General features: G+C 40.0%; 18 protein-coding genes and 1 pseudogene (2 of these 19 cut by a window edge). 9 read left to right on the top strand and 10 right to left on the bottom strand.

Annotated features, from left to right (window positions below):
* The 3 genes in view from LEP1GSC062_RS10005 to LEP1GSC062_RS09995 are tightly spaced (at most 52 nt apart) and all read right to left on the bottom strand, a layout consistent with a single transcriptional unit that may run on beyond the window.
* Positions 1–228, bottom strand: partial view of an LIC11661 family lipoprotein gene (locus LEP1GSC062_RS10005; RefSeq protein WP_020984139.1) — the 5' portion only. It extends 270 nt beyond the left edge of the window; the window shows 228 of its 498 coding nt (coding positions 1–228); it begins with the start codon at positions 226–228; the stop codon falls past the left edge of the window.
* A complete protein-coding gene (locus LEP1GSC062_RS10000; protein ID WP_010578923.1) occupies positions 225–779 on the bottom strand; it encodes an HNH endonuclease in 555 nt (184 codons plus the stop codon). Before LEP1GSC062_RS10000 ends, LEP1GSC062_RS10005 begins: the two co-directional genes overlap by 4 nt.
* Positions 780–831: 52 nt before the next feature.
* Complete coding sequence (locus tag LEP1GSC062_RS09995; RefSeq protein WP_010578922.1) at positions 832–1,437, bottom strand: DedA family protein; 606 nt, start codon at positions 1,435–1,437, stop codon at positions 832–834.
* Between the two features lie 126 nt (positions 1,438–1,563).
* Between LEP1GSC062_RS09995 and LEP1GSC062_RS09990 the strand changes: the two genes are divergently transcribed.
* The 3 genes from LEP1GSC062_RS09990 (at position 1,564) to LEP1GSC062_RS09980 (ending at position 3,670) form a co-directional block, all read left to right on the top strand.
* Positions 1,564–2,709, top strand: coding sequence for a deoxyguanosinetriphosphate triphosphohydrolase (locus LEP1GSC062_RS09990; protein WP_010578921.1), 1,146 nt, complete (start codon positions 1,564–1,566; stop codon positions 2,707–2,709).
* 239 nt (positions 2,710–2,948) lie between these two features.
* Entirely contained in the window at positions 2,949–3,344 is a 396-nt protein-coding gene (locus tag LEP1GSC062_RS25835) for an ankyrin repeat domain-containing protein (RefSeq protein WP_078127309.1), read from the top strand.
* The gene (locus tag LEP1GSC062_RS09980; RefSeq protein ID WP_020984161.1) at positions 3,269–3,670 is read left to right on the top strand and encodes an ankyrin repeat domain-containing protein; all 402 of its coding nucleotides are present in this window, start codon (positions 3,269–3,271) and stop codon (positions 3,668–3,670) included. The genes LEP1GSC062_RS25835 and LEP1GSC062_RS09980 overlap by 76 nt, the downstream gene beginning before the upstream one ends.
* Positions 3,671–3,711: 41 nt before the next feature.
* Here LEP1GSC062_RS09980 and LEP1GSC062_RS21600 read toward each other — a convergent pair.
* The 3 genes and pseudogenes from LEP1GSC062_RS21600 to LEP1GSC062_RS09965 form a co-directional block, all read right to left on the bottom strand.
* Positions 3,712–4,155, bottom strand: a pseudogene (locus LEP1GSC062_RS21600) (LA_2272/LA_2273 family lipoprotein).
* 386 nt (positions 4,156–4,541) lie between these two features.
* Entirely contained in the window at positions 4,542–5,672 is a 1,131-nt protein-coding gene (locus LEP1GSC062_RS09970) for a cysteine desulfurase family protein (protein WP_020984142.1), read from the bottom strand.
* A complete protein-coding gene (locus LEP1GSC062_RS09965; RefSeq protein WP_010578916.1) occupies positions 5,647–6,936 on the bottom strand; it encodes a hypothetical protein in 1,290 nt (429 codons plus the stop codon). The genes LEP1GSC062_RS09970 and LEP1GSC062_RS09965 overlap by 26 nt, the downstream gene beginning before the upstream one ends.
* A 134-nt stretch (positions 6,937–7,070) precedes the next feature.
* Between LEP1GSC062_RS09965 and LEP1GSC062_RS09960 the strand changes: the two genes are divergently transcribed.
* From LEP1GSC062_RS09960 to LEP1GSC062_RS09950, 3 genes are all read left to right on the top strand, one after another.
* A complete protein-coding gene (locus LEP1GSC062_RS09960; RefSeq protein ID WP_020984135.1) occupies positions 7,071–9,092 on the top strand; it encodes a tetratricopeptide repeat protein in 2,022 nt (673 codons plus the stop codon).
* Positions 9,093–9,117: 25 nt separating this feature from the next.
* The gene (locus tag LEP1GSC062_RS09955) at positions 9,118–9,906 is read left to right on the top strand and encodes a hypothetical protein (protein WP_010578914.1); all 789 of its coding nucleotides are present in this window, start codon (positions 9,118–9,120) and stop codon (positions 9,904–9,906) included.
* Between the two features lie 131 nt (positions 9,907–10,037).
* Positions 10,038–10,805, top strand: coding sequence for an enoyl-CoA hydratase/isomerase family protein (locus LEP1GSC062_RS09950; protein ID WP_020984150.1), 768 nt, complete (start codon positions 10,038–10,040; stop codon positions 10,803–10,805).
* Between the two features lie 144 nt (positions 10,806–10,949).
* Here LEP1GSC062_RS09950 and LEP1GSC062_RS09945 read toward each other — a convergent pair whose 3' ends face one another.
* Positions 10,950–12,641 carry an FAD-binding oxidoreductase gene (locus LEP1GSC062_RS09945; RefSeq protein ID WP_020984165.1) on the bottom strand — a complete coding sequence of 564 codons (1,692 nt, stop codon included), beginning with the start codon at positions 12,639–12,641 and terminating at the stop codon, positions 10,950–10,952.
* A 335-nt stretch (positions 12,642–12,976) separates the two neighbouring features.
* On the opposite strand from LEP1GSC062_RS09945, the gene LEP1GSC062_RS09940 reads away from it, so the two are divergent.
* Positions 12,977–14,626: a glycerol-3-phosphate dehydrogenase/oxidase gene (locus LEP1GSC062_RS09940; protein ID WP_020984149.1), complete on the top strand. Its 1,650-nt coding sequence runs from the start codon at positions 12,977–12,979 to the stop codon at positions 14,624–14,626.
* Positions 14,627–14,631: 5 nt separating this feature from the next.
* Here the strand turns inward: LEP1GSC062_RS09940 and LEP1GSC062_RS09935 are convergent, their stop codons facing one another.
* The 3 genes from LEP1GSC062_RS09935 to LEP1GSC062_RS09925 all read right to left on the bottom strand — a co-directional run bounded on the left by LEP1GSC062_RS09935 (position 14,632) and on the right by LEP1GSC062_RS09925 (position 16,912).
* Positions 14,632–15,210: a TetR/AcrR family transcriptional regulator gene (locus LEP1GSC062_RS09935; RefSeq protein ID WP_020984137.1), complete on the bottom strand. Its 579-nt coding sequence runs from the start codon at positions 15,208–15,210 to the stop codon at positions 14,632–14,634.
* 121 nt (positions 15,211–15,331) lie between these two features.
* A complete protein-coding gene (locus tag LEP1GSC062_RS09930) occupies positions 15,332–15,823 on the bottom strand; it encodes an Mpo1 family 2-hydroxy fatty acid dioxygenase (protein WP_010578910.1) in 492 nt (163 codons plus the stop codon).
* 192 nt (positions 15,824–16,015) lie between these two features.
* The gene (locus tag LEP1GSC062_RS09925; protein WP_010578909.1) at positions 16,016–16,912 is read right to left on the bottom strand and encodes a hypothetical protein; all 897 of its coding nucleotides are present in this window, start codon (positions 16,910–16,912) and stop codon (positions 16,016–16,018) included.
* 72 nt (positions 16,913–16,984) lie between these two features.
* Between LEP1GSC062_RS09925 and LEP1GSC062_RS09920 the strand changes: the two genes are divergently transcribed.
* A complete protein-coding gene (locus LEP1GSC062_RS09920; RefSeq protein ID WP_010578908.1) occupies positions 16,985–17,482 on the top strand; it encodes an NYN domain-containing protein in 498 nt (165 codons plus the stop codon).
* A gap of 2 nt (positions 17,483–17,484) precedes the next feature.
* Positions 17,485–17,500, top strand: the start of a protein-coding gene (locus LEP1GSC062_RS09915) for an MBOAT family O-acyltransferase (RefSeq protein ID WP_020984140.1). 1,469 nt of this gene lie beyond the right edge of the window; the window shows 16 of its 1,485 coding nt (coding positions 1–16); the start codon lies at positions 17,485–17,487; the stop codon falls past the right edge of the window.

The following is a 17,500-nucleotide window of genomic DNA, read 5'->3' as shown; positions in this document are numbered from 1 at the left end:
ATCCGCAGGAAATCTGGAATCATTTTCCGTATTTGCCACATACAACCGATACCCACTGAAAAGAAGTTCGGGGTTTCCCGCTCTCAATCTAAGTTCGTAGCCGCTTGCAATCGGAACGATACTGACCAAAGTAGGCGGGGTAGATATCAGACGTGTTGTGGAATAGTGGGGACAACCGAATAAAAGTGAAAATACTGGAAGTAAAAGCGAAATATAAAAACGTTTCAAAAAGAAATATACTCCCGCCAACCGAACTTTTCAGCCTGCTGATCCGATATTGAGTAGAGTGGAAATCGTAACTTGGGTGTCACTCGATTTTCTTCCGGTAAGTTCCACTTCAATTCGGTGAGAAGTTTATTTCCTTTTCGAGTGTTACAATGTCTGCATGCGGCAACCAGATTTTCCCAAGAGTTGAATTCCTTCGGCCTTTCCTTTTTGGGAACGTGTTCCCACCGACTCCGTGGAATTACGTGGTCGAGAGTGAGCTTTGTACTTGGGAATTTTTTTCTACAATAGACGCAGTGATAGTTATCTCTTTGAAAAATATTTTCCCTGGAAACTCGATCTCTTCTGGGAGGAACTCTGTAATAGTCTCGGAGAAGTATGATTCTAGGCGCGGTGAATTTGAGTTTTTCGGAGCGGATTAAAAAGTTTTTATCATCCTTGATGAGTTGTGCTTTTTCAAGAATGATCAGAATCAGGGCATCTTTGACCGACCGAATCCCGATGGGAACGTAACCGGCATTCAGTACGAGCACTGGCTGCGCAAGAATGTCCATAAACTGGTCAAAAAATAACCGATGGCTGGAAGATGTAAAGAAATTCTCTAGGCTAAGAACGTTTCTTTCGAATCCAATAGACGACTCCGAACAATAAAAATACCGTTCCCAAAACTCCGAAAATCAGAAGTTGCCCATTGTGAACCCAATGCATCAGAGTATCAAAATTATATGCTCCGAAGTATCCCAAATAAACCCAAACCGGGACCGAAATGATTGCGGCGAGAAAATCAAGGGTTACAAAACGATAGAATGAAATTCGATCCGAGGTTCCGGCCGTGAGATAAATCGGCATTCTGAGACCCGGCATAAAACGAGCCATGAAAGTGACCCAGTTTCCGTAGCGAGAAATTTTATCCTGAACCTTTGTAAAACGTTCGGGAGTAACGATTCTTGAAATCATTGGAATCTGAAGAACTCGCACTCCGTAAATTCTCCCGATTAAAAAAACGGAACTGTCTCCGATGAGAACCCCAGCCATTCCGATGAGAAACATAAAATGCGGGTCTGCTTTGCCGAATCCTGCGATTACTCCTCCGGAAACCAAGGAAATGTCTTCGGGAACCGGAAGTCCGAAACCGCAAAGAATGAGCGCTAAAAAGACGGCAATGTATCCGTATTCCGAGAAAATATTAACCAGAATATTTAAAAATTCCATTTCTTCAGTAAATGCCTTGTGAATTTAGGATTTCAGGACAGTAAAAAACGTCTCGTTTAAAATAGCAGTAAACAAAACAAAAAAAGTGGGCGGACTTTTAGGTAAAGTTCCAAAATTCTGTAAAACGTGTATTTTTCCAGAAATGATTTGATCCAAAAAGAAATTGTGGGACTTGCTCCTTACGCGATTTCCAGTACAAACAATGGAGGAAGATTTTACGAAGAAGAAGAACATTCCTACCGTCTTCCGTTTCAAAGGGACAGAGACAGGATTCTGCATTCCAGTGCGTTCAAACGTCTTCAATATAAAACTCAAGTGTTTATCTTTTCCGTCGGAGAGAACTATCGAAATCGAATGACACATACTCTCGAAGTTGCCGGTCTTTCCAGGACGATCGCAAGTGCGCTTGGACTGAATTCTCATCTTTCCGAATCTATCGCTTTGGCTCACGATTTAGGTCACACTCCTTTCGGTCATGCAGGTCAAGAAATTTTATCTAGTCTTATGAAAGATCATGGCGGTTTTGAACACAACAAACAATCTCTTCGAATTGTAACTTCAATCGAAAAGAAATATCCGAACTTTCCAGGATTGAACTTATGTAGGGAAACTTTGAAAGGTTTGATGAAACACGGTACCGATTATGATCCTTCCATGATGCTTTTGGAAAGAAAAGAAAGCGGTCCTTCTTTAGAAGGAATGATAGCGGACCTTTCGGATGAAATCGCCTACACGAATCACGATATTGAAGATGGTTGGGAGATGGGTTACCTGCATCTCGGTGATTTATCCGAAAATCCCTTTTGGAAAGAAGTCTACGAAGAATGCAAGGAACAATACAAGGATGTAGGCGAAAAAATTCTGGTTCGAACCGCAATTCGAACTCTCACCAATTCCATGGTTTCCGATCTGATTCAGAATATTTCCCTTCAACTGGAAACGAATCAAGTAAAATCCACGGAAGATCTGATTCGTCTATGGAAACAGGGAATTCGAATCGCTTCTTTTTCGAAAGAAGTCGACTCCAAATTCAGGGAACTCAAATTCTTTTTGTACGAAAAACTTTATCGTCACGAGGATTTGGTTCGTATGAGCGATTATGGAAAAAAAATCATAGAATCCTTATTCGATTATTTTTTAAAACATCCTGAAAAAGTTCCGGATACTTACAAAGAAAGAATCGAAGAGGAATCTTTATACCGCGTGATCAGTGATTATGTGGCGGGTATGACGGATCGTTATGCGGAAAAAATCTATCAGTCGTTACCATGAGATTCAAAAGATGGAATATAATATTTTAACAATGTCAATTGAATCGAGGTGAATCTTATTTTTATGATATTTGGGCCGTTGACTTACTACTGACCTCTATAAAATTGAGTACCGTTAATTTTTATCGCAAAACACTGTTTCAATGCAAAGAATAGCACTCGCAAAACTCCACTTCTTTTTTATTTTTGTCATTTCCTTTGCAATATTCGCAGAAGGAGATATTTTAACGGCCACTCGTAATAGAGATACCTGTTACTGTAAAAAGGCTAATCAAAGAGGGCTCTGATGTGAATATTACCTTTCCCAGTGAAGGTCATATTTACAACCCACTGACCTTGGCTATTGAAAATCAAAATCTGGAGTTGATAAAAATTTTGGTGGAGGGGGCCGCAGATGTTGACACTATTCATGCTCCTTTTTCCGACGTTGAGCTCAGTCCAATCCGAAATGCAATCCATAGTGGGAACCAGGATATTGTCGAATATCTTCTCAATCGAAAGCTTTCCCAAAGGCAGATCAATTCGGCGTTCTTTGAATCGGCTTGCCAGGGAAATATGAAATGGATGAATCGATTCGCAAATCGAGTCCAAGTGTTGACGTCAACCAAAGCATCTTTTATTTTAATTCTCCCCTGACAATTGCAGTGGATTACAAAAATAGTGAATTTGTAAAAACTTTACTGAAAAAAGGAGCCATTTGTAATACCGAATGTCTTTTCCGAAGCACTACTCATCCCGAAGATATTGGAATACAGATCGACGAATTGATCGTGACAGAATCGAAGAACGAAGAATCGCTTTATAATGAAAAATCACACGAACCAAAGTATAACCAAGACGGAACAGAAGCACATAACGTAACTATAAGAAAAACTACTTATTATCGATGGGATGGATCCAAACTTCACAAAGTAAAAACTATAAAAGGAAAAATTCCTCAACAACCCACTGTGATAAAGTAGATTCAGCTTCGGAACATACTGTAAAATATAAATTTTAAGAGTTAAAACGGGCCTAGTTGCCAACAATAATTTAAACCGATCATTACGGAAGGAAAACCATACTCACAGAAGCTCAGGATTCCGATTAGAAAGTTGCCTTCTTCGCCGGTATTGATCGCTCAAACCAATTCCTCTCGGGCTGCTGTTCAAAAGTCCTATCTTCACGCCCTTGCCTCCATAGTTGTGCTTTCAACCTTATTCACTGCTCCGATTTGGATCGTGAACCCTCCTTCGGATTGATTGAAGAGACCGATTTGTGCTGCATAAGCTTTGCCGTCCACAACGTTTACACCTCCAATCTGAAAACCAACCAGATTTTCTTTGATATAGTTTAGAAGTCCTACATTGATTCCGTAGAGGTTCTTGGATGCTCCGTAAAGCAGATTGAGTCTAAAAATTTCTGTTTCCGTTTTGGGAGAAATTTTAATCGTCCTTTCCGAAGTCAACGCAACCCCGCAGTTAGACGCAAAGGCAACACTTACTGATTCTTATAAAATAGAGTACTGTTAATTTGAGCACAAATCCCACGTTTAGACGCAGAATTTTAGACACTCTATTATGTAGAGATGAGTAAAAATAGAAGTGAGATTGTAAGTTTTAAATGGATCTTCATTGTTTGCCTTAAAACGAGTAAGGAAACGCTGGTGGAAAAGAAGGGAATGGCAACCGCGTTTTATCATTCTTTAAACCGCAAAGAAATATCTTATTGTTAAGAATGTTTTTACATCGTATGTCGATTGAATTTCAACAATCCGATGAAAAAGATTTGATTTGGAATTCTCTTGATCTTTGCGTTTGCGTTTGCGGTTTTTGGGAAGGGTGTTTTCGGATTTTAGAGGTCATCCAATAAAGCTTTCAAAACTTTTTGGATATGAACACAAAGTTCGTCCACCTCTTCTTGGGTCGTAAACCAACCCGTGGAAATTCGAATGGCGCGTAATGCTTCTTCCTTCGAAAAACCCATGGACAAAAGGGACGGAGCCGGTTCTCTGGATCTGGACTTACAAGAAGATCCGGTGGAAACCACAAAACCCGCTTCTTCCATTCCCATCATAAAAAAATCCACGTCTTCAGTCGGAAGAATACAAAAAGAGGTCGTAGGAATTCGAGACACTTCTTTTCCGATCAGTTTGCAACCACATTCTTCCAAGACAGTTTCGATTTGGGTCTGAAAACTTTTTAGGGTTTTGTTTTTTTGTTTTTGTTCCGGAAGCCTATGTTTTAGTACTTCAGAAAGTGCTAATATAGAAGGGGAGTTTTCTGTTCCGGCCCTATGATTGTTTTCCTGGTTTCCTCCACGAAAGATAGCAAATTCCTTATCGGAAACCAAGTCGGAGCGGATCCAAGTTCCCGCAGCTCCCATCCCCGCTCCGATTTTATGGCCGGAAAAGGTAAATCCGTCCAGAAGCGGAAAAGGAACTTTCCATTTGCCGAAGGACTGCATGAGGTCCGAAAAAAGCGAAACGGAATATTTCCGAGAAAGTTCGGAAACTTTTTCGATGGGCTGAATCACTCCGGATTCGTTCGCGACGTGAAGTATAAAAACGGAAGCGGGTTGTTCTTTTAAAAGTTCCTCAAGATGATTTAGATCGATCTCACCGTTTTTTAAGGAACGGATTTTTCGAAAATCAAAACCCGCGAACTCAAGAGCAGAATACATGGAAGAATGTTCCAAAGAAGATACAATCGCGGAACCGGAAAATTTTCCTCGAATTGCGTGTGCGAGTAGGTGATTCGCTTCGGTTCCTGTGGAAGAAAAAACGAATTCCTTTGCAGGTTTACCCGCGTATTCCTCCAGAGTTTTTCGAGCGGATTCTATCTTCCCTTGTCTAGCCAACGAAAATCGGGTAGCGCCCGACGGATTATAAAAGTCGGAAAGATAATCCTTTTGAACTTCTAAGAGAACCTCTTGAAATGGAGGATGGGTCGCGTTATAATCAAAATAACGAATCTTCTTCGACATAAAGTTCGTCCGCTTCTTCGTATCTTCCTTTTTTTCTAAGAACGTACCTGAGAAGTTTTTTACGATCCTCCACAAGATCGTTTCTTCCACTGCCCGTGACTCGATAGGCCTTATCAATTGTATACAGTGTCGTTTCGAGTTGTTGTAATTCCGACAAAGCGCCGTCGAGTTGTCCCCTGCGAATCTCTGCGCGCGCAATCATCAGTCCGGATTCAAAAACGGGACCTTTTTCTAAGAGGTTCGATTTGGAAACCTCGCTAAAATAAAAGATCGCTTTGTTCAAAAAAGAAGGATCTCTTTTTCCGAGTTGATAATTGAGCATTCCTCTCTTCATTAGTAATTCGTCATACTCGACCGTACCGGGATCGGAAAAAAAGAGCAACTTTTCTAAAATCCCATCCGCTTCCAAAGGAGAGATCGAATTAAGTCCCGTTTTATAGATCCCGAATGCGAGAAGATTGAGAGCCTTTTTAAAATCATTTGCGCTGACTTTGAAATTTCTTTCCGGATCGATCACAAAAGAATTGGATTTGATCTGAGACCAAACTCTCATCTGATTTTGCTTTTCAGTGAGTAGGTTGGGTTGATTTTCGACTTGATTGCATGAGAAAAACGATTTTGATTTTTTCGTATTTTCCATCCTAAGCCGAACCGTCTCTTCGGTATTTCGAATATAGTCTGCGTATGCAAGAAGAACTTCTTCAGAGCGACAAACGGCTAAGGCGGCTTTTTCGATTTTTTTAGGAACGCTCAAGTCGGGGCCTGAAAAATTCAAAGCCCTTTTGTAATAGTCCAACGCTTCGAGTACGTTCGGAGAAACCGCCTTCCAATACTCTCCCGGATTAAAACTTCCCGTAATCGGATTTCTGGATTTAGTTTTGGAAGAAAGTTTTTTCCCATCGGATTCTTCATCCATTCCGGCATCTTTGAATCTCCAAATCGACATGGAGTCCGTCCAAGCGGGTCTGTATAAAACACGATCCCTTTCACTCAAAGAATAATAATAAAGACAGGCTTCCCGCATTATTTCCAAATCGGGAATTCTTTCTCCTAAATCTTGATAAGCGACTTTTTGTTGCAAAATCGAGTCTCCCTTTTCGATAAATTCTCCCGCAATTTTGGGATCATAGCCGGGAGGTTGAATCACCAGGGCAAGTTTACTCAGTAGCTTGTATCGATTGGGAAGAATCCATGCGGCCGCGATCACCCAGACAAAAAGTAGGAACAGGACGTACCTCCGATTTTCTCGAATGTAAGTTAACAAAGTTTCAAACTCTCCGGCATTGGAAAATTGATTCGACTCCTGAATGGATTGACTACAAAATGAAATTCCGGACCTATGAACGGAATGATTCCTAACAAACGGAACATTCTTTTCAAATCTGTCTCGTTACCTGAATGAATCAAGCAAATAATAAAACCATACAGAGTCGACTTTCTTGTTTCTATTCCGTTTTCCCTTGGTATTTGACTTTCCTATTCTTCTTTTTTCCGATTTCGATTTTTTCTCAATCCGAATGCGAGTATTCGGGATCGTTAGTCGCTCCGGAGTTTTTTCTTTCTCTTGCGTTTGAACGGCAAGCGGAAGCCGCGAAAATTCCTTCTCAAGAAAAATCTAGAAAAGTTTACGAAGAGTCCGTGGAATATTACGATCGATATATTCATTGTTCAATAGCTCTCAAAAGACAAGTTTCTCCCGTGTCCAGAGCGGCCAAAGCGAGCGTCCATTTTTTTCTGGGACAATTCGAAAAAGCGGAGAAAGAAGCGGATGCGGTCATTTTTTCCGATCCCAGTTTCAGAGACGGTTATCTTTTAAAGGTCAGAATTCTCATTCGTTCGGGAGAATTCCAAAAGGCGAGTGACTATCTGGAAACAAATCTGAGTCGTTTTTCGGACGATTCCGATTTTCTTTATCTCTTGGGCTCTCTCAATCAAGAACTTAAAAACTATCCGAGAGCGATTTTGTATCTAACATCACTCAGCGATTCGATTCGAAATCGGGAAGGAAATCCGAAATACAGATCGTTTGTAGATAAGTCTTTGGGTGAAATGTATTTCGCGAACGGCCAATTTAAAAAAGCGCTTTATTTTTTAAGTTCTTATCTTCATCGAAATCCAGGCGATATTCCCGCAAGGTTGACTCTCGCCAAAACCTGGAATCAGCTAGGTAAATTCTCCTCTGCGAGAAAGGAACTGAACAAAATTATAAAAACGAAAAAAAACCTTTCTTCCTCGGTGGAACACCTCCTGGCGGAAATGTATTTCATCGAGAGTAGGGTGGCGGCATTCGAATATTTTAATATTCTCAATCAGAATTCCAAAATTCCGAAAGAAAGCGTTTTGGAAGGTCTTTATCTCGTTTTTCTTGGGAAATACTCGGAAGCGAAGAAATTGCTTCTTCCTATAAAAGAAAAATTTCCGGGTCGCTTAGCGGTTCGTTTGGCGATGTTGGATGTGTATGAAAAAGAAAAAAATGCTTCCTTGTATCTAAGAGAACTTAGAGAAGTTTCGGAACTCGTGTTCGGAATGCAACAGTTCGAACTCGCGGAAAGAACTGCACAAAGAGCGTTAGCGATTCCGGACAAAACTTCCGAATGGAGCGACGCAGAGATTTATGATTTTCTCGCGTCCTGTCACGAACAATCCGGTTATGTATATCGCGCAATCTTGATGTCCAGAAAAGCGGTTGAAAACGCGCACAAAGAGGAAGAAAAACTCAAATTTCAGTTGCATCTTGCGTATCTACTCAGGGCAAATCCTCCCGGAAAGCAAGAGGAAGCCGAGGCTATCATTCGGAACGTTCTTCAAGCTCATCCGGAAATGGCCTATGCGAGATATTTGCTTGGAATCGTTTTGGCTTCCCGCGAAAAGTACAAAGAAGCATTAGAAGAATTGAATACTGCAATCGAGACCGATCCCGGAAACGGCGCCTATTACTTCTATAGGGCTTCCGTTCATGAAAAACTAGAACAACAGGAATCCATGGAGAAGGATCTGAAAAAATTCATCGAGATCGATCCGGGAAATCCGATCGCTTATAACTATTTGGGGTATTATCTTTCCGAAAAAGGAATCCGTTTGAACGAATCTCTCTTGCTCGTTCAGAGAGCCGTTGAGCTCGCACCGGATAACGAAGCGTATCAGGACAGTCTGGGATGGATTTTTTTCAAACTGGGAAATCATGACGAAGCGCTCCTGCATCTACAGCTTGCGTACCAGATTCTAAAAGATAAGGGAGAAGAAGACCCGGTCATTTTAGAACATATCGGAGACGTTTATAAGGAAAAGAACCAATTCGCAAACGCTGTCGCCTATTGGGAAAAAAGTCTCAAACTTTTCAAGAAGAAGGAAGACATTTCCAGAATCCAAAAAAAATTACCAACTGGTTCTCCCGAAAGTTCGGGAAAATCGAAACAATAAATAAGAAGAGAAAATTCGATCGGTCATGAAATTCAAATTACATTCTAATATTCTAATATCTCTTTTGATTCTTGGCAAATGTACCACGGCTCAAATCGAAGAGATTTCCTTTCCGGACAAAGGAAATCTGAAATTCCTTTCTTCTAAAAGCCCAGAAGCCGCCCGCGTTTTAAAATCCGTCCGAGATTTAGAAACGAAAAATTCTTCTTACTCGGGCGAATTTTCTATGCGGATCGAAAACTTTATTCCGAAAAAGGAAAGTTTTTCCGCAAATGGAAAAATCCTTTACGATAAACTTTCCGGAAAAATGTACATCGAACTTTCCGATCCTTTCTTCGGAATGATCGTTTCCAAAGTATATACGGATGGAAACTCGATTCATATCAAAACGGCAAACAGCGAGACTCAGATTTTTCCGATGGGGGATATTCTTTTTAAAGATCCGAGCGGTAAAAAACAATCCACGATTCCATTTCCCGTTTTATATTCTCTTTTATCCAACAACAGTTCCGGCCTTGCGGGAACCGATCCGACTTTTGTGAATCTTTCCGAAAGGGCGATCCTCGTTAAAAAACCGGGAGAAGATATCACATTCTGGATGACGGATTTTGGAATCAGCTCCGTGGAACTTCTCTCCAAAAAAAGCAATCTCAAAGCAATCACGAAAGTTCAAGGAACGGTTTCTTTTCCGCCGAAAATCACGATTACAAGAATCGTTGAACCGAAAACAAATCTGGATCAGAATAAGATAGAAATTAAAATGAAAAAAATCGTTCTTTCCGAAACGATTCCGGATTCTAAATTTCAGTTTTAAATGACAAAGATCACGGTTTACAACATTCTTTCATCCATCAATTTGGAAGAATCCAGGATCGAACCATTGAATTCTTTTTTTTCAGAACTCGGGAAAGAATTCGAATTCAATTGAAAACAATAGGAGTAAAGATGCTTTCCGAAATTAGAAATAATCATATTCTTGAACTATACATTGAAACCAACGAAGTAAATTCATTAAATGGGGATTTTTTCAAAACGATTTCCGCAAAGTTAGACGCTATTAACAAGGATCCGACGATCAAAGCAGTCATCTTGACTTCTAAAAACGAAAAGTTTTTCTCGAACGGTTTTAATCCGGAAATTTTTGTCGGAAAAACCTCGGAACAAATTCAAGAAGTTCTGCATCTTGCCTTGGATACGGCTTCTAAATATCTATTCTTAGAAAGACCCGTGATTTGTGCTATGAATGGGCATGCTATGGGATTGGGAGCGGTACTTGCGATTTTTTCCGATTATAGAATCATGGTTGAAAAAAAAGGAAGGATCGGTTTTCCAGAATCTCAGATCGGAATCAACTTTCCCGCGGTTCCAGGTTTTATGCTCAAAGAAATCGTAGGGATCACAAAAGCTCGGGATCTTTTATATTCAGGAAAAGGATTAAAAGCGGAGGAAGCATTGGAGATCGGTCTCATCGACGCAATCTCTTCTTCCTCGGAAGACTTGATGGTGCGTGCACGCAAATACTGCGATCCGTTTAAGGACATGGCGATCGGTTCTGTGATTGGAATTAAGGTATCCTTGCGCGATCCGATTCGATTTTTTGCGGAACACAATTCGGAAAGAGACGTCAAACTTATTTCGGAAGCGGTATTTTCCAAAAACGGTCAAGAAGGTATGAGGTCCATCTTGGAAAGAAGACGGCCTATATTTCTGTAGATTAGAATATCTGTCTCAAAACCAAGATCGTAACAAGATTCTAATCTCAAAAAATGGGCTTATTTTTCTCTTTTTAATTCATTAGTATATTTTAATATTAGATACGCCAATGAATTTATTTTGCTCTTTTTGAATTTTAAGATCTCAGTGAAACACCTTTCCCGGATTCAAAATTTCCTTTTTATCGATTTCCTTTTTGAAGGCTCTCAGTCCGAGTAAGGCCGGTTTGGAAGTCGCCTTTTCATACCAAGTTTTATGATCGAAACCGACACCGTGGTGGTGAGAGATCGGAGCCCCGTTTTGAAAGAATGTTTCCGAAACCATTCGCTTCATTTTGAACCACTGGTCTGCGGGCTTTTTCTCATCCATCGGAAAGATGATCGTGTAGTAGAGACAAGCGCCTTCGTGATAGCTATGAGAAATATGACACATCGCGATTGAACCAGGAATCGATTTTTCCAGAGAAGCGATTCCTTCCTGATGAAGACGCAAAACACGATCATAGGTCGTGGAAGTTTCCATCGTATCCACCCCAATTCCGTTTTCCATCAAGTGATTGCGTAAGAACGGCATATTGTATCTAGAATGGATCCATTGTTCTCCCAAACGAGTTCCCGCATAAAGACCGCGATATTTACGAATGATCGGTTTGATCTTGGAGAAATTTTGAGAAACGTCTTCCTTAGTTCCGTCGAGACCAAGAAGAATCACACACTTGTCTTCCCCTAGAGATTTCCATTGTAAGATCTGATTTTGAATTCGATTTTTGACCCAACGGACCGGAGTGTTCTTTTTACCGAGACTACCTAACGTTTGATAAAGACGGGTTTCGTTTTTATCGGAAAGACGGATCATGGAAGTAGGGATTTCTCTGTGATTGACTTCCCGAATAAAGTCGACTCCAATCGAAAAATTTTGAAATACGATTCCGAAATACTTTCTCGTTTCCGGAAGTCTGTGGACCTTGATCGTTGCTTCGGTAATGATTCCAAGCAAACCTTCGCTTCCCGCAAAGATCCGATTCAACTCCGGACCGGTGGAAGAAGCCGGATCTCTCAATGTTTCCACGGTACCCATAGGAGTGATCAACTTTAAACTTGTGAGAATTTCTTCGATCTTTCCATAACGATTGGATTGTTGTCCAGCACTTCGTGCGGCGATCCAACCGCCTAACGTAGAATATTCGAAAGACTGGGGAAAATGACCGAGAGTAAATCCTTTGTCGTTTAAAGATTCTTCGAGTTTTGGCCCATAAATTCCCGCTTGGAACGTAGCAAGATGACTTTCTTCGTCGAGAGATAAAAAAGAATTCATCCGAGTCATATCCAAGGAAAGTGCGCTTTTTTGTCCCTTACCTTTGACAACTTCCAATCCTCCCACAACGGAGGAACCGCCTCCGTATGGAATTACGGTGATATTGTTTTTAGAACAATATTCTAAAATTTTAAAAACTTCGGACTCCTTACTTGGATAGATGACTCCGTCTACGAAGTTTTTGAGAGTGTTGAACGAAAGCCTTAGAACGTCGTAATAACTTCTACCCGCGGAATGGAAAATTCTTTCTCTTCTTTCTACAGAGAAATGTTTGACCCCGCTAATCTTACTCAATTCTCGAATCTGAGTCTGAGTAAAGGAGGATTTCGGAAGCGTAATTTCTTCCAAAGAAGTCGGAGGAGTCTTTCGAATTTCGGAGATACGAAGTTCATCTGAGAGAAACGCAAGAATTTCCTGCATCTGTCCCACTCTGAAAAAGTCCTGGCCATAAGCACCCCAGGCGTTCCATCTGAGCCCATCCCTTGAATAATCAATTTTAGAATTGAGTTCCGTATAAAACATAGTTCTAAAGTCTCCGAATGATCATAAATAAAAAGTCTTTCGATGCACAAGAATGAGAACTCAATCCGATTTCGCAACAGAATATCTAAAATCCGTCCTTAAAAACTGATCCTTAATCCCACCTTTGATGAAATTCGAAAAAACGATGCTGTTCGTTCTTTCTAAGCTTCGAAATTCTATCGATGTCTAACACGATTCAAACGAAAATACCGAATCAATTGAAATCGTCTCTGGTCGATTAAAAAAATAAGATTTCAAATCATAAAATCATTAATCTTATTACACTCCATCTAAAAGCGATTGACCCTAACTATTTTTTAGAAATCAATATCTTTATGTCCAAGAATAAAAAATTTCCTTCCAACATTCGATCAGCCAAACCTCCAAGCTCGTTCGTATATGATTTGTTAGTGATCGGAGGAGGAATCACGGGAGCACACGTTCTTTGGGATTCTACTTTGAGAGGAATGAAATCTATTCTTTTGGAAAAAAACGATTACGCTTCAGGAACAAGTCAAGCCACATCGAAAATGATTCACGGAGGTTTGCGATATTTAAAGAATTTTGAATTGGGACTTGTGAGAGAATCTCTTCGTGAAAGGGCAATTCTTGCAAGAATTACTCCGCAAGCAGTTCAAACAATGGGGTTTTTGGTTCCGATTTATTCCAATATCGAAAGATTCGTTTTGAAAGTGGGAATGGAGATGTATAACGCACTTTCCTACGATCGAAATGTGAACATTTCCAAAGATCGATTGATTCCAAAATATAGCTTTCTTTCCAAAGAACAGACTACCATGGAATCTCCCACGATCAAACGAGACAAATTGAAGGGTTCTTATTTATATTACGATTATCTGAATATCAATCCGGAAAGGCATACCTGCGAGTTTATTTTCTCTGCGAGAGAAAGAGGAGCCGAGGCAAAAAATTATACCGAAGTAACTTCCATTACCCGTTCCACCGATTCCTTATATACGATAATCGCAAAAGACAAAATTTCCGGAAAAGAAATCTCGTTTCAGACCAAGTCTGTTGTAAACGCCGCCGGGCCTTGGGCAGACATTGTTGAATCCCTTGCCGGCGTTGAGATCGACAAACATCTTGTGAGATCCAAGGGAATTCACATAGTTACGAGAAAAATCTGCGGAGATAAAACTTTGGTGACGAAAAAAAAAGACGGTACACATCTTTTTATCATTCCGTGGAGAAATAAAACAATCATCGGAACTACCGACACAGAGTATATAGATAGTCCGGACAGGTTTCGAGTTACAAAAAAAGATATCGAAGAATTATTAAGCGAAATCAACTATTCTTTTGGGTACACGGACCTGACCTTGAACGACGTAGATTTTTATTACGGCGGTTTAAGACCGCTTGTAGAAGATCCGGGAGAGACAAAATCCACCTACAACGCATCCAGGAAGACGGAAATTTTCGATCATAAGGAATCCGGTTTTCCCGGATTTTTTACGGCGATGGGAGGTAAATACACGACAAGCCGCAGCGTGGGAGAAGCGGTAGTGAATAAAGTCGCCGATTATCTTCCCGGAAATTTTAGCGCTTGCGAAACTTCAGTGACTCCTCCTTCCACGGGAAATTATTCAGATCTACTTTCTTTTACAAAGGAACTCGCAAAAAGATTTCCAAAATTAAGCGGAGAATCAATCGAGACGATAGCGTTTCGCTACGGTTTGCAGGCGTATCAAATTCTTGAGAAGTGCTCTTCCAAAGAAGAATTTTATACACTCCAAAACGGAGAAAAGTTCTTTGAAAGCGAAGTTCGATTCATTGCAAATAGAGAAGATATCCGTTTTGCGACAGATTTTTTCTTTCGCAGATCCGGTGTGGGTGTTCCAGGTTTGCCGGAAGAGAAAGAAACAACTAAACTCGTTCGTTCCTTGGCAAAATATCTACGTTGGAATCAAAACCGAATTTCCAAAGAGATCAAAGCGGTGAAAGAACGCTACAGAATCTACTAAAGACGTCAAAATGTGAACGAGTTGGAAAGAAGGATCGACAGGAAGTCTTTTATGATTTCGGAACTATCAGAAAGGTTAATCCCATCTTCGTCCACGATTCTTTGAATTACGGTCCCTAAAATTACACTGATTAGAATCCGATTCAAAGCGGGATTTGTAATACCGAAATGTTTCGAAATGATATCTGCGTATTCTTTCATCGCATCCGCGATCAATGATTTCTCTTCTTCGTGATTTTTCAATCGAGAAGCGTCGCAGATAATATAAAGAAGATTTTGGAAGTAGGCTTCTCTATCTTGAATCATTTGGAAAAGAGATTCAACTTTGGATTCAAGAGCTTGTCCTAGATTTCCTTTGGAGTAGAGTTGAATTTCTTCGATATCCTTGTTCAGAAGAAACTTTACCAATTCTTTAAATATATCCTCTTTTGTCGCAAAGTAATGATATAAAGTCCCTGTTGAAACTTCGAGTTCGGTCGCAATTTCTCTCATTGAAACCGCAGAATATCCTTTTCTCGCGAGAATATCCACACACTTGGATAGAATTTCCGTTTTGTATTTTTCATGATTCACTATCTTTGGCATTGGATTTCCTTGGGCATTTTCTTTTTGGTAACTCCGAATTTTCCGATGTTTGAGACCACATTTGCAGTCGATCCGAAAAGTCGGCTTTCTACGGTCGGGTCTCGAACAAGGAAGAAAAAAATCAATAAGCGATTTTTAATTTTTGATAAATAAATCCAAGCAACCAAATCGGGCCGATCAGTAAAAACTGAAGATCTTTAAAGAAAGAAGGTTTTTTACCTTCGATCTTATGTCCGATAAATTGCCCGATCCAAGCTAAAATAAAAATCGTAATCGAAAGTTCCAAAATGCCATAAGAATAAGTTCCGAATATTATCGGGAAAACAGTTCCTTGAAGAAGAACAATCAGATAAATCATCAAAGAACTTAAAATCAGCATTCCCAGAGCCAACATAGGCGAAAGTTGTACGTAAAATGCAAGCGATAGAACAAGCGCGATCGTCGCAAAATTTAAGTAAGGGACAGACTGAAACAAAGAAGGTACCGGGATCGACCAAAAAAGGCCGATGACAGTAAAGTAAATCAACGGAACACAGATCCAGTGTATGTTTTTATTGACGGGATTTTGATGGCTTTCTGAGTATTCGCTAAACCAGGTTTCTACGGATTTCATAACAACTCCTTTCTGTTAAAAAATTTTAAATGTTCGAAATAGAATCGCAAGTGTTTTTTATAAAACCCTATGAGTAAAAAATCTAAAATTAGATGTTTTACTCGGATTCGGTCAAAACCATTTTGAGCGATTTGGGCCTACTTCAAAATAGCCGAATTGTATCTGAAATAACTTTTCAACTATATTTTAAAATTAATTCGGAAAAGGTTTTTCTTCGGAAACAGCCTCCGGCTCTTCTTCTTTGAATTCATTTTCCAATTGCGGTTCGACTGCAGGTTCCACTTCTAATGGCCTTGTGATTCTTTCGATCGGTAATTTTTTTACGTGGTTTGCCATTTCTTTCAAAATAGCTTCCGTAATCTGCTTCATGATTTCTCCGGTAACTTGGTTTTCCAAAATTTCGGTAATCATCAAACTGATATCTTCTCCAAGTCGTTTGGAAATCTCTCCCATAAAAGGAATTCTAGAGAGTTCGCCTAACAAAAACTTAGATTTAAGTGCCTCGTTGACTTTTATGTTGAATTGGTCTTGATGAAGTTCAAAAGCCTTTTTAGCCAGTTGGCTATAATCCAAGCGAACCATCACTTCTTTCACTCTTTCCAAAGAATGCAGAAATACGGCGTCTGCAATTGTGTCCACAATCACATCTCTAAATCGGAACGTAATTTCTCTGGTAACGATGTCGCTTAGGTTTTGTCCGGACTGACCTAACTTATAAAATGCGATCAGAATTTTCATTCCTCTCAAAAGTAAAAAAGGACGAAGAAAATAAAACGGAATCACTCCTACGATTTCATACCAATTCATCGAGAAAAATGTTCCTGGCTCTTTAGATTTTCTGAACTTAGAGATGAGCTCCATTACCCAAACTACTAAGACAAAAAAATCAAATCCGATCACATAGACATACAGTTCTCTCGGAAGAATTTCATTATACGAATTATAGGTCAAAAGTAGAAAAACATCCAAAGCCGCGATAGGCAGAAGGAATAAATCTCTTCCCGAACCTGGCAACGCTCGAAACCAAAGATAGAAATGCCAAATGTTAAATTTGTTGACCCGGACCGAATGATGTTCGGAATCAGCCATTTTACTCATAACCTCCTTGGAAAGGTTGGTTTACAGTATTTACGAGAATAGAATTCTGGTCACTACAATTCCATGTCTTCTCAAGTGGCAATTGACGGTTTCAATCTGATCTATAAATTCCCCGATTTGGAAGAATGTATGGTTCGAAATCGGCTTTTAGAAGCCAGACAAGGACTTTTGGAACTGATCGAGTCATACTCCCAAAAAAAGAAGGAGCAAACCTTTCACGTTTTCTTCGACGGAAAAAAAGAAGTCGGTAGCGAAATCTTTCAGGAAACTTTTGGAAAACTAAATGTGTATTTTAGTCATGACAGAAAGGCGGACGATGTGATTAAGGAATTTGTTCGAACAAATATTCGCCCTTTTGAAATCGAAGTGGTCAGTTCGGATAAAGAGATTTTTTTTCACGCAAAAAAATGGGGAGCCAATCCGATCACTTCCGAGGATTTCGCCACAATTGTCATCGCGAAGATTTCTCCTTCCAAACTTGATGCCGAAGAATTCGAAGATAGAATTTTGAATTCCGATGAAGTAGAACATTGGAAAAACTTATTTAGGAAAGACGAATAACAGTGCTGTTCAATTCGG

This window comes from Leptospira alexanderi serovar Manhao 3 str. L 60 (assembly GCF_000243815.2).
Taxonomy (GTDB): Bacteria; Spirochaetota; Leptospiria; order Leptospirales; family Leptospiraceae; genus Leptospira; species Leptospira alexanderi.
Note: the sequence above shows the minus strand (reverse complement) of the source record. Positions and strands in the feature narration are given on the sequence as shown.

Excerpts from the sequence above, each read along its gene's own strand:
- LEP1GSC062_RS10000 (WP_010578923.1), bottom strand. The coding sequence starts at position 779 with ATGGACATTCTTGCGCAGCCAGTGCTCGTACTGAATGCCGGTTACGTT.
- LEP1GSC062_RS09995 (WP_010578922.1), bottom strand. The coding sequence starts at position 1,437 with ATGGAATTTTTAAATATTCTGGTTAATATTTTCTCGGAATACGGATAC.
- LEP1GSC062_RS09980 (WP_020984161.1), top strand. The coding sequence starts at position 3,269 with ATGGATGAATCGATTCGCAAATCGAGTCCAAGTGTTGACGTCAACCAA.
- LEP1GSC062_RS09970 (WP_020984142.1), bottom strand. The coding sequence starts at position 5,672 with ATGTCGAAGAAGATTCGTTATTTTGATTATAACGCGACCCATCCTCCA.
- LEP1GSC062_RS09960 (WP_020984135.1), top strand. The coding sequence starts at position 7,071 with ATGAATCAAGCAAATAATAAAACCATACAGAGTCGACTTTCTTGTTTC.
- LEP1GSC062_RS09955 (WP_010578914.1), top strand. The coding sequence starts at position 9,118 with ATGAAATTCAAATTACATTCTAATATTCTAATATCTCTTTTGATTCTT.
- LEP1GSC062_RS09950 (WP_020984150.1), top strand. The coding sequence starts at position 10,038 with ATGCTTTCCGAAATTAGAAATAATCATATTCTTGAACTATACATTGAA.
- LEP1GSC062_RS09945 (WP_020984165.1), bottom strand. The coding sequence starts at position 12,641 with ATGTTTTATACGGAACTCAATTCTAAAATTGATTATTCAAGGGATGGG.
- LEP1GSC062_RS09940 (WP_020984149.1), top strand. The coding sequence starts at position 12,977 with ATGTCCAAGAATAAAAAATTTCCTTCCAACATTCGATCAGCCAAACCT.
- LEP1GSC062_RS09935 (WP_020984137.1), bottom strand. The coding sequence starts at position 15,210 with ATGCCAAAGATAGTGAATCATGAAAAATACAAAACGGAAATTCTATCC.
- LEP1GSC062_RS09930 (WP_010578910.1), bottom strand. The coding sequence starts at position 15,823 with ATGAAATCCGTAGAAACCTGGTTTAGCGAATACTCAGAAAGCCATCAA.
- LEP1GSC062_RS09925 (WP_010578909.1), bottom strand. The coding sequence starts at position 16,912 with ATGGCTGATTCCGAACATCATTCGGTCCGGGTCAACAAATTTAACATT.
- LEP1GSC062_RS09920 (WP_010578908.1), top strand. The coding sequence starts at position 16,985 with ATGTCTTCTCAAGTGGCAATTGACGGTTTCAATCTGATCTATAAATTC.